The 12,691-nt window shown below is 70.6% G+C and carries 13 protein-coding genes and 1 other RNA gene; 2 read left to right on the top strand and 12 right to left on the bottom strand.

Annotated features, from left to right (window positions below; all coding sequences use genetic code 11):
* Window positions 1–25 precede the first annotated feature (25 nt).
* Window positions 26–1,144, top strand: coding sequence for an MBL fold metallo-hydrolase (locus tag ACO2TI_RS04555; protein WP_423282274.1), 1,119 nt, complete (start codon window positions 26–28; stop codon window positions 1,142–1,144).
* A 16-nt stretch (window positions 1,145–1,160) separates the two neighbouring features.
* On the opposite strand, the gene ACO2TI_RS04550 is transcribed toward ACO2TI_RS04555, so the two are convergent.
* The 6 genes from ACO2TI_RS04550 to rnpB all read right to left on the bottom strand — a co-directional run bounded on the left by ACO2TI_RS04550 (window position 1,161) and on the right by rnpB (window position 7,231).
* On the bottom strand, window positions 1,161–2,459 hold the full coding sequence (locus tag ACO2TI_RS04550) for a DUF4397 domain-containing protein (protein ID WP_423282272.1): 1,299 nt from the start codon (window positions 2,457–2,459) through the stop codon (window positions 1,161–1,163).
* Between the two features lie 93 nt (window positions 2,460–2,552).
* Window positions 2,553–3,023 carry an SRPBCC family protein gene (locus ACO2TI_RS04545; protein WP_423282270.1) on the bottom strand — a complete coding sequence of 157 codons (471 nt, stop codon included), beginning with the start codon at window positions 3,021–3,023 and terminating at the stop codon, window positions 2,553–2,555.
* A 12-nt stretch (window positions 3,024–3,035) separates the two neighbouring features.
* Window positions 3,036–4,442 carry a hypothetical protein gene (locus tag ACO2TI_RS04540; protein WP_423282269.1) on the bottom strand — a complete coding sequence of 469 codons (1,407 nt, stop codon included), beginning with the start codon at window positions 4,440–4,442 and terminating at the stop codon, window positions 3,036–3,038.
* A gap of 4 nt (window positions 4,443–4,446) precedes the next feature.
* The gene (locus ACO2TI_RS04535; protein WP_423282267.1) at window positions 4,447–5,637 is read right to left on the bottom strand and encodes a hypothetical protein; all 1,191 of its coding nucleotides are present in this window, start codon (window positions 5,635–5,637) and stop codon (window positions 4,447–4,449) included.
* Entirely contained in the window at window positions 5,624–6,853 is a 1,230-nt protein-coding gene (locus ACO2TI_RS04530; protein WP_423282266.1) for a multidrug effflux MFS transporter, read from the bottom strand. The genes ACO2TI_RS04535 and ACO2TI_RS04530 overlap by 14 nt, the downstream gene beginning before the upstream one ends.
* Window positions 6,854–6,886: 33 nt before the next feature.
* Window positions 6,887–7,231: RNase P RNA component class A (gene rnpB, locus ACO2TI_RS04525), an RNA gene on the bottom strand.
* Between the two features lie 49 nt (window positions 7,232–7,280).
* Here rnpB and cysK point away from each other — a divergent pair.
* Window positions 7,281–8,201 carry a cysteine synthase A gene (gene cysK, locus ACO2TI_RS04520; RefSeq protein WP_423282265.1) on the top strand — a complete coding sequence of 307 codons (921 nt, stop codon included), beginning with the start codon at window positions 7,281–7,283 and terminating at the stop codon, window positions 8,199–8,201.
* A 10-nt stretch (window positions 8,202–8,211) separates the two neighbouring features.
* Here the strand turns inward: cysK and ACO2TI_RS04515 are convergent, their stop codons facing one another.
* The 6 genes from ACO2TI_RS04515 to ACO2TI_RS04490 form a co-directional block, all read right to left on the bottom strand.
* On the bottom strand, window positions 8,212–8,526 hold the full coding sequence (locus tag ACO2TI_RS04515) for an EthD family reductase (protein ID WP_423282263.1): 315 nt from the start codon (window positions 8,524–8,526) through the stop codon (window positions 8,212–8,214).
* A 26-nt stretch (window positions 8,527–8,552) separates the two neighbouring features.
* The gene (locus ACO2TI_RS04510; RefSeq protein ID WP_423282262.1) at window positions 8,553–9,299 is read right to left on the bottom strand and encodes an NYN domain-containing protein; all 747 of its coding nucleotides are present in this window, start codon (window positions 9,297–9,299) and stop codon (window positions 8,553–8,555) included.
* Between the two features lie 16 nt (window positions 9,300–9,315).
* A complete protein-coding gene (gene pyrC, locus ACO2TI_RS04505) occupies window positions 9,316–10,365 on the bottom strand; it encodes a dihydroorotase (RefSeq protein ID WP_423282261.1) in 1,050 nt (349 codons plus the stop codon).
* A 118-nt stretch (window positions 10,366–10,483) separates the two neighbouring features.
* The gene (locus ACO2TI_RS04500; protein ID WP_423283308.1) at window positions 10,484–11,218 is read right to left on the bottom strand and encodes an amino acid ABC transporter ATP-binding protein; all 735 of its coding nucleotides are present in this window, start codon (window positions 11,216–11,218) and stop codon (window positions 10,484–10,486) included.
* A 42-nt stretch (window positions 11,219–11,260) separates the two neighbouring features.
* Complete coding sequence (locus ACO2TI_RS04495; protein WP_423282259.1) at window positions 11,261–11,929, bottom strand: amino acid ABC transporter permease; 669 nt, start codon at window positions 11,927–11,929, stop codon at window positions 11,261–11,263.
* Entirely contained in the window at window positions 11,926–12,675 is a 750-nt protein-coding gene (locus ACO2TI_RS04490) for an amino acid ABC transporter permease (RefSeq protein WP_423282258.1), read from the bottom strand. The genes ACO2TI_RS04495 and ACO2TI_RS04490 overlap by 4 nt, the downstream gene beginning before the upstream one ends.
* Window positions 12,676–12,691: the final 16 nt, after the last annotated feature.

The raw sequence follows: 12,691 nt of genomic DNA, 5'->3' as shown, positions 1-12,691 counted from the left end.
CGCTTCCAAGCTTGCCGCCGCCGCCATGAAGTCGCTCGGACAACGCGCCCGGGGCCTGCGCCTGGAGCGCATGCGCAGCTCGCCGATGTGGGCGGGCGATGGCTTTCGCAACATCCATCCGGTGCTGCCGGGGCTGCGCGACGCGCAGGCCGAGCGTCCATCGCTGGGCGACTTCCTGTGCGGCGGCGAGCGGCGCGTGCCGATGGGTCCGCTGCCCTCGCTCGATCCGCGCGAGGCCTGGTCGCGCCCCGCCGGCAGCGGCCTGCGCGCCACCTGGCTGGGCCACTCGACGGTGCTGATCGAGATCGACGGCGTGCGCGTGCTGACCGACCCGGTCTGGGGCCCGCGCGCATCGCCTTCGCGCATCGCCGGGCCCAAGCGCTTCCAGCCGGTGCCGGTGGCGCTGCGCGCGCTGCCGCCGGTCGACGTGGTGGTGATCTCGCACGACCACTACGACCATCTCGACTACCCGACGATCCGCGAGCTCGCCGCGACGCAGGTGCCCTTCGTCACTTCGCTCGGCGTGGGCGCGCACCTCGAGGCCTGGGGCGTGCCCACCGAGCGCATCGTCGAGATCGACTGGTGGGAGCGCCACGCGCTGCCGGGCCGCGAGGTCGAGATCGTCGCGGCGCCATCGCAGCACTTCTCCGGCCGCGGGCTCAAGGACCGCAATGCGACGCTGTGGTCGTCGATGGTGATCCGCTCCCCGCGCCACGCGGTGTTCTTCAGCGGCGACACCGGCCTGACGACGCAGTACGCGCAGATCCGCGAGCGGCTCGGGCCGTTCGACCTGGTGATGCTCGAGGTCGGCGCCTTCCATCCGTCGTGGGGCGACATCCACCTCGGCCCGCGCAACGCGCTCGAGGCGCACGCGCTGCTCGGCGGCGGCGCCTTCCTGCCGATCCACTGGGGCACCTTCAGCCTGGCGATGCATGCCTGGGACGAGCCGGCCGAGACGCTGCTCGCGCTGGGCGCGCAGCGCGGCACGCCGCTCTTGATGCCGCGCCTGGGCGAGCCGGTCGAGCCGCATCGGCTGGAGGCGGTGGTGCCGTGGTGGCGCGCGGTCGATGCACGCGCCGCACCCACGGCCGCGCCGACGTCGCCCGAAACGCTGCCGAAGTCGATGCCCTGGCCGATCGACTAGGGCCTGCGCTCGTGCGTCAGCGGTCTCGCCGCAGCACGGCCGAGACCGTGCTGCCGTCGGTCATCGCGAACACGGTGTAGACCGCGTCGGCCAGCAGGTCGACCGCGGTCAGCGTCGCGACGCTCAGGCCGCTGCCGTCGAGCACGTCGATCTGCGCATCGTCGATCGCGGTGAACTGCAGGTGGTCCGAGGTCTCGCCGGGCGCGGTCGTCAGCACCGCGCTGCCGAGGTCGATCGACAGCGACAGCGAGCCGCCGCCGTCGACCAGGTTCACGAGCCGGATGCGCGCCTGGCCGCTGACCGTGGGCGCGCGGTTGTCGTCGGCGATCACGATCACCTTGGGCGCGCTGTCGGCGCCATAGATCGCGCAGGTCGCGTCGATCGCGCCGGCGAGCGTGACGGTGGTCGTGAAGCTCGAGCCGTTGACCAGCGCACCGACCGTGCGGTCGCCGGTGTCGGCTTCGACATAAGAGGCCGCCGTGCGCGCCGGCAGTGTCGAGCCGCTGGCCGTGCCGTCCAGCGTGGGCGTGATCGAGGTGCTCGACGCCAGCGCATTGACGAAGCGCAGCCGCGCCTTCGGGTTGACGAGGCTGATGGCGTCGCGCTCCTCGACCAGCAGCACCGCGTTGACCAGCAGGCCGCTGGTCGACGGATAGATCACCAGCGTGCCGACGCGCTCGCCGCCGAGCGTGACGGTCGTGTCCAGCCGAACTTCGGTGCGGTTGCCGCCGGTGGTCAGGCGCAGCCGCCAGGTGCCGGAAGCGATGTCGTCGAACGCGGTCAGCGTTTCCTGCGCGGCGCCCGAGACCGCCGGCGCCACCGCGCTGAGCAGCGCGTCGGCGTCGGTCACGTAGACGTCGATCGTCTCGGTGGCCGAGGCATTGAACGCGCGCAGGCGGAATTCGTCGTCGTCGGGCTGATCCTCGTCTTCCTGGTAGGCGATGAGGCCGAAGCTGCTCTCGGCGCCGAAGAAGATCGCACTCCAGCGCTCGTCGATGTCGATGCCCAGGCTGGTCTCGGCCAGCGTCGTGCTGCCCGAGCGGATGCCCAGCGTGTGGCTGTCCTCGTCGATCTCGACGTTGAAGAAGCCGTCGACGCTTTGCGCCGCCACGCCCGTGCGCTCGACGTCGTCGTTGATCTCGATGTCGACGTTCGGATAGGCGATGCTCGCGTTGGCCAGGCGCAGGCGGCCGTCGCCGCTGCCGCCGCAGCCCGGCAGCAGGCCGGCCAGCGGCACCGCGCCGAGCAGCACGACGAAACCGCGGCGCGAGGCGTTGACCGGTCGGCGAGGCGAAAGCGTGATCTTGCGTGCCATGGAATCTCCCGTTGTCTGTCGCCGAGCCGGCGAAGCCGCGAGCCTAGCCGCGGCGCGTGAAGCCGATGTTGCCAGCGCGTTTCCGGTTCGGCCTCACAAGGTCGCATCGCGCAGCCAGCGGCGCAGTTGGCGCACCATGTCGCGGTCGTTGCCAAGCCAGGCCTGGGTGCGCACCTCGTCGGTCTGCGGGTCGTCGTGCTCGGGCGGCGAATCGTAGGCGAAGCGCAGGAACAGCGCATCGGGCGCCGGCTCCTCGATGGTGATCGCCAGCCGCACCGCGGCGAGCCCGGGCTGCGGCCGCGGCGTGAAGACCACGCGGCGCTGCGGCTCGAGCGTCACCTCGTCTTCGATGCGCAGCGCGCCGAAGTGCACCGTGCGCGCGAGCTGCGTGCCTTCGCCGCGCAGCGCGATCTGCTCGACGACCTCACAGCGGTCGGGGCCGAGCTCGAAGCGCTGCGGCTCGCGCACGCGGCGCTCGATGCCGCGCCACAGCTGCTCGCGCGTCATCGGCTCGACGAGCGGGTTGCCGGGGTCGTTGATCTGGATCAGGTGTTCGTAGTGCATCGCATCCTCGCTTCAGCGCGCTTGGGCGTTTCGTTCGCGCAGCGCCTGGCGCGCCGCGCCGACCTCGCCGAGCGTGGCCACACGCTGGAAGTGGCTGCGCAGCGCCGCGACGCCGTCGCAGGTGGTGGGGTGGCCGGAGGGCAGTTGCGCGGTCAGCGCGTCGGCCGCGTCCTTGCGCTCGGCTTCCAGGTCGGCCAGTCGCTCGGCCGGCCAGCCGAGTTCGCGGCCGAGCGCCAGCCCCAGGCCCAGCAGGCCTTGCGTGTCGGCATCGTGCACCAGGCGCTCGGCCACCGCCTGGCACAGCGTGCGGCGGTTGGGGTCGGCCAGCCGTGCGCCGCCGCAGGCCTGCTGAAGCGCCGGCCAGCCGGGCAAAGCGACCTGCTCGATGCCGATCGCGTCGAGCGCGGCCAGCGCCTGCAGGCCCTCGGGCAGCTCGGGCAGCGGCAGCGACAGCAGGGTCGCCGCGGCGCGGCCGAAGCCCTGCTCGATGCGCCGCGCCTGGCCCAGGCGGTACAGCGCGTCGTCGAACTCGGCGGCCTGGCCGCGCTCGGCCGCCTGCTCCAGCGCGACCAGCCACGGCAGGCCGTTGTCGGGATCGAGCCGCGACCACTGCGCCGTGCGCAGCGCCGCGCACGCCGCGCCCATCGACGCGCGTGGCCCGAGCGTCGTCGTGCAGGCGCTCCAGGCCAGCGCGTAGACCTGCGGGTCGTGCGTGCGCGCGGCCATCGCCGCGAGCAGGTCGCGCGTCTCGCGCGGGCGCGGGCCCTGCGCGCCGGAGGGCGGCGCGGCGTTCGCGCAGCCGCTGGCCGCGGCGCAGGCGCTGGCCGTCGCGGCGCCGGCGGCCTGGGCCTCGCTGGTGCAGGTCCTGCGACCCGTGCAGGCCGCCTCGGTCGCGGCCTGGACCGCCTTGGCCTGCGACGCGCAGCCGCTGCGCGCCAGGCAGGCCGCGGCCGCCGCCGACTGCGCGCGATCGTCGGCCAGCATCTCGAGGCCGTCGCTCAGCCACAGGCCGACCGCGCGCCGGCGTTCGTCGGCGTCCGCGCGCAAGCGTTCGGTGATCTGCAGCGAGGCGGCCGCGACCGCGCCGTCGAGCTCGGGCCAGACCGTCTCCAGGTTCTGCTGCGCGGCAGCCGAGCCGTCGGCCAGCGCGCGGCGACCGAAGCCGCACACCTCGATCGCGGCCGATTCGCCCGATGCCGCTGCCTGCACGAGCATGCGCCTCGCCGGCGCGCGCGGCGCCGCCGGCGCGGCCGACGAGGTCACGGACCACAGCGCGACGGCATCGGCGGTGCGCGCGCTCAATTCGACGCGCGCGAGCGGGCGCTCCGAGATGCGCCACACCACGGCCGCCAGCGCAAGCAGCAGCAGGCCCACCCCGACCAGGCCGGGGCCGGTGGGAATGGCGTGGCCGCTCGTCATTGCTTCACTGCGTCGGCAGGGCCATGGCCGCGCGCGCGGCGCCGAGTTCGCCGTGCGCGGCCACGTTCCGGAAGTACGAGCGTAACGCCGGCACGCCCTCGCAGGAGGCGAAATCGCGCGGCGCGCGCGCCTGCAGCACCTGCGCCGCCTCGCGGTACTGCCGCTCCAGCGCTTGCACGCGCGCGGCCGGCCAGCCCAGGCGCTTGCCGACGCCGATGCCCACCGCCAGCGCCAGCTTGGACCCCGACGCATCGACCAGGCGTTCGGCGACCGCTTCGCACAGCGCGCGGCGGTTCGCATCGGCCAGCGCGGCGCGTTCGCAGACCTGCGACAGCGCGCCGAACGCGGGCAGGTTCAGCGACTCGATCCCGCTCGCCGAGACCGCGACCAGCGCCTGCAGGCCGCTGGGCAGTTCCGCCGGCTCGAGCGCGAGGATCTGCGCCGGCGCGCGCCCGAAGCCGTCGTCGAAGCGCGTCGACTGTCCGAGGCGATACAGCGCCTCGGACAGCTCGGGCTGCGAATGCTGCGCGCTCGCGCGCTGCAGCGACCACAGCCACGGCACCGCATTGCCCGGATCGAGCCGCGCCCATTGGTCAATGCTCAGGCGCTCGCAGCCGTGCCCATCGTCATCGGCGTTCGTCGGCCCCGAGCCGGGATGGCAGGCGGCCCACGCGCGGGCGTAGACCTCGGCATCGCGCGTGCGCAAGGCCAGTCCCACCAGCGCCGCGCGCGGCGCGCCGCCGGCCGGCGATGGCGTGCCCTTGCCCAGCAGTCGCTCGTACACGTCGGCCAGCCACAAGCCGATGGCGCGCGAGCGCTCGTCGCTTTCGCCTTGCAGCTGCGCGGCCATGCGCTGCGCCGCCACCGCGGCGGCGGCTTCGAGCTCGGGCCAGTCGTCCGGTGGCAGCGCGCCGGCGGCGCTCGCCGGCTCGTCCGGCGGCAAGGCGCGCCGGCCGAAGCCGCAGACCTCGAAGTGAGGCACGTCGTCCGCCGGTGACGCCGACGCGGCGCTGGCTGCCGGCGCCGGCTCGGCGACCCCGGCGCGCCCGTCCGAGAAGTACCAGGGGAACGACGAGCCGCGCACGGCCGGCACGGCGGACTCGGTCTCGACCTCGGCGCGCAGCGCAACCCACGCGAGCGCCGCGACGATCAGCGCCGCGCCCAGCGCGGCGGCGCGGCCTTCACGCGGCGACACCGACGCCCGCGGGCGTGAGCCGCGGGCGCACCCACAGCCACGCGACCAGCCCGATGCCCATCATCAGCAGCGACGCGACCGCCAGCGCACGCGTCGAATGCATCACCAGCGGCGCGATCGCACCGGCCACCAGCGCGTTGGCCAGGCTGCCGACGAAAGCCTGCAGCGAGCTCGCCATGCCGCGCCGCTCGGGGTGCAGGTCCAGCACCAGCAGCGTGACCACCGGCACCATCAGCGCCCAGCCGAACGCGAAGATCGCGATCGGCGGCAGCGCCCACCAGGCGCTGGGCTCGAGCGCAAAGTTCAGCGCCACGTTGACGAGCGACACCGCGACCATGATGCGAAAGCCCCGCCGGATCTGACGCTGGGGAGGCAGCCTGCCGGCCAGGCGCCCGCTCCACCAGGCGCCGCCCATGATGCCGCTGATGGTCAGCATGAAGAACCAGAAGAACTCGGTCGGCGCGAGCCGCAGGTGCTCGCCGAGGAACACCGGTGCCGACAGCACATACAGGAACATGCCGTTGAACGGGATGCCGCTGGCGAAGGCCAGCGTCACGAACTTGAGGCTGCCGCCGAGCTGCCAGTAGCCGGCCATCAGGTGCTTGAACTCGAACGGTTGGCGATGGCTGGCGTGCAGCGTCTCGGGCAGCAGCCGCCAGTTCGAGATCCACAGCGCCGCGCCCACCAGCGTGAGGAACCAGAAGATCGAATGCCAGCCGAGGTGCACGAACAGCCAGCCGCCGATGATGGGCGCGACCGCAGGCGCGACGCCGAAGTAGATCGTCACCTGCGACATCACGCGCTGCGCGTCGGCGGGCGGGAACATGTCGCGGATCACCGCGCGCGAGACGACGATGCCGGCGCCGGTCGACAGCCCCTGCAGCGCGCGAAAGAACACCAGCTGGCCGATGCTCTGCGACAGCGCGCAGCCGGCCGAGGCCAGCGTGAACACCGCAATGCCCCACAGCACCACCGGCCGGCGCCCGAAGCTGTCGGACAGCGCGCCGTGGAACAGGCTCATGAAGGCGAAGCCGAACAGATACGCCGACAGCGTCTGCTGCATCTGCAGCGGCGTCGCGTCGAGCGACCTGGCAATGCCGGAAAACGCCGGCAGGTAGGTGTCGATCGCGAACGGCCCCAGCATGCCCAGGCAGGCGAGCAGCACGGCCAGTGCCCACTTGGGGGCTCGCCAGATGTCATGGGCGTCGGGGTTCATCGATCCTGGGCCTGTGGACCCTTGTTGTTCAAAGTGTGAAGCGGACCGATAGGCCGGATTCTGTGCACGCGCCGCGCCTTGCGACGCCGCGCGCGTGACCGCCATTCCTCTGGGCCGCCGGTCGCCCGTGCGGCTCGGTGCCACCTACCCGCACACTCCCCGGGCCGGATCGATGTGTGCCTATTTGGTGTTGCTGCGCGTAGAGATTGCCCGTTTCACCCCTCGACCCGGCCAAAGCCGCGCCGAAGACTCGTCTCTGTTGCTCTGATCCTCACCTCGCGGTGGACAGGTGTTACCTGCTACGCTGCCCTGCGCAGTCCGGACCTTCCTCCAGCACCACCTTTCGGTGATCGTGCCAGCGGCGGTCTGGTCCGCTTCACGAGCGTCATTATCGGCCCACCCTCCCGACCCACGGAGCCTCACGGACATGAAAGCCCAAAGCGTTCTCGACACCATCGGCGCGACGCCGCACATCCGCATCAACCGGCTGTTCGGCGCGTCGCACGAAGTGTGGGTGAAGTCCGAGCGCTCGAACCCCGGCGGATCGATCAAGGACCGCATCGCCTTGTCGATGATCGAGGCGGCCGAGCGCGACGGCCTGCTGAAGGCCGGCGGCACGATCATCGAGCCGACCTCGGGCAACACCGGCGTCGGCCTCGCGATGGTGGCCGCGGTCAAGGGCTACAAGCTGGTGCTGGTGATGCCCGAGAGCATGAGCGTCGAGCGCCGCCGCCTGATGCTGGCCTACGGCGCGACCTTCGTGCTGACGCCGCGCGAAAAGGGCATGAAGGGCGCGATCGCGCGCGCCGAGGAACTGCAGGCGCAAACGCCCGGCGCGTGGATCCCGCAGCAATTCGAAAACCCGGCCAACATCGACGTCCACGTGCGCACCACCGCGCAGGAGATCGCCGCCGATTTTCCCGACGGGCTCGATGCGCTGATCACCGGCGTGGGCACCGGCGGCCACATCACGGGCTGCGCACAGGTGCTCAAGGCCCGGTGGCCGCGGCTCAAGGTCTACGCCGTCGAGCCGGCCGCGAGCCCGGTGATCAGCGGCGGCAGCCCGTCGCCGCACCCGATCCAGGGCATCGGCGCGGGCTTCATCCCGCGCAACCTGGACACGAGCCTGCTCGACGGCGTGATCACCGTCGAGGCCGAGGCGGCCAAGGACATGGCACGCCGCTGCGCGCGCGAGGAAGGCCTGCTGGTCGGCATCTCCTCGGGCGCGACGCTGGCGGCGATCGCGCAGCACCTGCCCAAGCTGCCGGCCGGCGCGCGGGTGCTGGGCTTCAACTACGACACCGGCGAGCGCTACCTGTCGATCGACGGCTTCTTGCCGGTGGAATAGGCGCCTCGACTCAGCCTTTGACGACTTCGCTGATCTGGATCTGCGGCTGCAGGTCGGTGTAGTTCGCGATGTCGCCGAGGATCTCCTTCGCGTGCGGGCCGAAGCCGGCGTTGAAGGACTCGACCGAGTCGCAGAACAGGTGGCACATCGCCACGTAGGTCGGCGGCGCGTCGGGCGTGCCGCCGGCCAGGCCCTTGTCGACCGTGTAGGACTTCAGCTGGGCGCCCATGCGCGCGGCGACCAGCGGCATGTGCTTGTCGCGGTAGTAGGCGTGGTCGAAACGGGCGCCGGGCGTGTTGGGGTACATCACGCTGACCTTGATCATCGCGGTCTCCTTCAGTGGCTGGGTCTTCAGCGGGCCTTGTAGAGCACCTTGTTCGGCTGCCGGGTCGGCGTGAGCTCGAAGCGCTCCGGGTACTTCTTGAACAGCTTGGTCGACGGCGCATTGCGTGCCAGCAGGCCGGCCGCGCGCAGCAGCGAAGCGGCAGTGCCGAGTTCGACCTTCTGGCCTTCCATCAGCGCCGGCACGGCCTCGAGGATGCGACGCAGCTCCTCGTCGAGCGGCGGGTGAAGGATGGCCACGCTCGCGCCCGCCGGCTTGGGCGGCTGCGCGCGCGCGGTCTGCTTGCGCGCAGTCGTCTTCACCGCCTTGGCCGCCGCGCTCGTCGCGACGACCGAGAACTCGTCGTAGACGCGCAGGTAGTCCTTCAGGTCGCGCGCGGTCTTGCCCTCCTGGCCGAAGCCGATCACGCGGCAGCCCAGTTCGCGCAGGCGCACCACCAGCGGCAGGAAGTCGCAGTCGGAGGTGACGATGGCCGCGTCGTCGTACGGCTCGTTGATCGCCAGCTCCACCGCGTCGATCGCCAGCGCGATGTCGGTACCGTTGGTGCCGGCGTAAGTGGTGCAGACGAATCGGATCGCATGCTGCTGGCACAGCGCGGCGAACTCCTGGGCCTTCTGCAGGCTGCCGTAGGCGCGACGGTGCTGCAGGCGGCGCACGCCGCCCGACTCGAGCCGGCGGATCACTTCGGCGACGACCTCGACGTTGACGTTGTCCGCGTCGATCAAGAGCGCGGTGCGGATCCAGTCGTCGTCCATCGTCGTCGGCTCCAGGTCAGTTCACGAGACGCCAGCGCAGCGTCTCGCCGCCGCGCAGTGGCTTGAGCGTCGCGTCGCCGAACGGCACGGTCTCGGGCAGGGTCCAGTTCTCGCGCCGCAGCGTCACGGTGCCGGTGTTGCGCGGCAGGCCGTAGAAGTCGGGGCCGTGGAAGCTGGCGAAGGCCTCGAGCTTGTCGAGCGCACCGGCCGCCTCGAAGGCCTCGGCATAGAGCTCCAGCGCCGACAACGCCGTGTAGCAGCCCGCGTGGCCGGCGGCATGCTCCTTGAACTGCGCCGCGTGCGGCGCGCTGTCGGTGCCGAGGAAGAAGCGGTCGCTGCCGCTGGCGACGGCGGCCACCAGCGCGAGGCGATGCTCCTCGCTCTTGAGCACGGGCAGGCAGTAGTAATGCGGGCGCAGGCCGCCGGTGAAGATGGCGTTGCGGTTGTAGAGCAGGTGCTGCGGCGTCACGGTGGCCGCAGTGAAGCGCCCGGCCTCGGCCACGTACTGCGCGCCCTCGCGCGTCGTGATGTGCTCGAACACGACCTTGAGTTCGGGGAAGTCGCGGCGCAGCGGGATCATCTGGCGCTCGACGAACACCGCCTCGCGGTCGAACAAGTCGATGTCCGGGTCGGTGACCTCGCCGTGCACCAGGAACAGCAGGCCCTCGCGCTGCATCGCCTCGAGCGTGCGATAGCACTTGCGCAGGTCGGTGACGCCGGCGTCGCTGTTGGTCGTGGCGCCGGCCGGATAGAGCTTGAGCGCGACGACGCCCGCGTCCTTGGCGCGACGGATCTCGTCGGGCGGCGTGTTGTCGGTCAGGTAGAGCGTCATCAGCGGCGCAAAGCCGCTGCCCGGCCCCTCTTTCGGCCGCGCCGCGAGGATGCGCTCGCGATAGGTCAGCGCCTGCGCCGCCGTGGTGACCGGCGGCTTGAGGTTGGGCATCACGATCGCGCGCGCGAACTGCGCGGCCGTGTGCGGCAGCACCGCGGCCAGCGCAGCGCCGTCGCGCAAGTGCAGGTGCCAGTCGTCGGGACGGGTGAGGGTCAGGGAGTCCGGGGAGGCCATTCCCGGATTCTGCGTCAGCCGGCGCACAGCGCCGGCCCCAGGACTTGCGCGGATCCGGCTTTGCCGGTCCGCAGCAAGGGCCCCCTCGGGGGGCAGCGAACGCAGTGAGCGTGGGGGCTCAGTGCTGGAGGATCTTGGAGAGGAAGTCCTTCGCCCGCGGCGACCGGGCGTCCGGGTTGCCAAAGAAGTCTTCCTTCTTGCAGTCCTCGATGATCTTGCCCTGGTCCATGAAGACCACGCGGTGGCTGACCTTCTTGGCGAAGCCCATTTCGTGCGTCACGCACATCATGGTCATGCCTTCGTGGGCCAGCTGCACCATCACGTCGAGCACCTCGCCGACCATTTCCGGGTCGAGCGCCGAGGTCGGCTCGTCGAACAGCATCACGATCGGGTCCATGCTCAGCGCGCGCGCGATCGCCACGCGCTGCTGCTGGCCGCCGGAGAGCTGGCCGGGGAACTTGTCCTTGTGCGCCATCAGACCGACGCGGTCGAGCATCTTGAGGCCGCGCTTGATCGCTTCGTCCTTGCTGCGGCCCAGCACCTTGATCTGCGCCAGCGTCAGGTTCTCGGTCACCGACAGGTGCGGGAACAGCTCGAAGTGCTGGAACACCATGCCCACGCGCGAGCGCAGCTTGGGCAGGTCGGTCTTGGCGTCGCAGATCGAGATGCCGTCGACCTTGATGTCGCCCTTCTGGATCGGTTCCAGCGCGTTGACGGTCTTGATCAGCGTCGACTTGCCCGAGCCCGAGGGGCCGCAGACCACCACCACCTCGCCCTTGTTGACGCTGGTAGTGCAGTCGGTCAGCACCTGGAAGCTGCCGTACCACTTGCTGACGTTATTGAGTTCGATCATCGCGGGCATGTTGATGTGCTCCGGTTCGGGATTTCTTTGCTTTCAGCGGATGATGGCGATCTTCTTCTGCAGCCTCTTGACGAGCTGCGACAGCGCGAAGCAGATCACGAAGTAGACGACGGCGGCCGCGAGGTAGGCCTCGATCGGGCGGCCGTTGTTCTTGCCGGCGACCTCGAAGCCCTTGAGCAGGTCGTAGGCGCCGATCGCGTAGACCAGCGAGGTGTCCTGGAACAGGATGATGGTCTGCGTCAGCAGCACCGGCAGCATGTTGCGGAACGCCTGCGGCAGGATCACGAAGCGCATGTTCTGGCCGTAGCTCAGGCCCACGGCCTGGCCGGCGAACACCTGGCCGCGCGGAATGCTCTGAATGCCCGCGCGCATGATCTCCGAGTAGTAGGCCGCCTCGAAGATCGTGAAGGTGATGATGGCCGAGAGCTCCTTGCCGATGGCCTGGCCGGTGATGAAGGGGATCAGCAGGTAGAACCACAGGATCACCATCACCAGCGGGATCGAGCGCAGGCCGTTGACGTAGATCGTCGCCGGCACCTCGAGCAGCTTGATGCCCGACAGCCGCATCATCGCCAGCACCGTGCCGATCAGGATGCCGCCGACCATCGCGATGATGGTCAGCTGGATGCTGAAGAAGAAACCCTTGAGGACGAAGTCCTGGATCAGCGCCCAGCTGTAGAAGCTGAAATCGAAATTGCTCACTTGCCGCCTCCCACGTAGCCGGGGACGCGCACGCGCTTCTCGATGAAGGCCATGATCCGGTTGACCACCAGCGCCGAGACGATGTAAAGGCCGGTGACGGCCAGGTAGACCTCGATGCCGCGCGAGGTCTCCTCCTGCGCCTGCATCGCGAACTGCGTCATCTCGGCGATGCTCACCGCGAACGCCACCGACGAGTTCTTGATGATGTTCATCGCCTCGCTGGTCAAAGGCGGCAAGACGATGCGAAACGCCATCGGCAGGACCACGAAGCGATAGGTCTGCGGCACCGTCAGGCCCATCGCCGAGCCGGCCATCATCTGCCCGCGCGGCAGGCTCTGGATGCCTGCGCGCACCTGCTCTGCGACGCGCGCCGACGTGAAGAAGCCCAGTCCGAACACCACCAGCACAAAGGGCGGCACGCTGCGCATGAAGGGCAGCAGGGCCGGCACCACGTGGTACCAGACGAACAGCTGCACCAGCAGCGGGATGTTGCGAAACACCTCCACCCACACGTTGCCGAGCAGCTGCAGCTTGCGGTTCGGCGCGGTGCGCAGCGTGCCCATCAAGGCACCGATCAGCAGCGCGACGAACCACGCGCACACCGCCACCGACAGCGTCCAGCCCCAGGCCGAGAACAGCCAGTCGAGGTAGGTGGTGCTGTCAGCCCCCTTCCCCAAGCAGCCCGCGACGGGCGTGCCGTCGATGGTGTCCTTGCAGAACACCTGCCAGTCCCATTGATATGCCATGCGTGTCTCCGGGCCG

Source organism: Caldimonas sp. KR1-144 (genome assembly GCF_049446155.1).
Lineage (GTDB): Bacteria > Pseudomonadota > Gammaproteobacteria > Burkholderiales > Burkholderiaceae_C > Rivibacter.
Note: the sequence above shows the minus strand (reverse complement) of the source record. Positions and strands in the feature narration are given on the sequence as shown.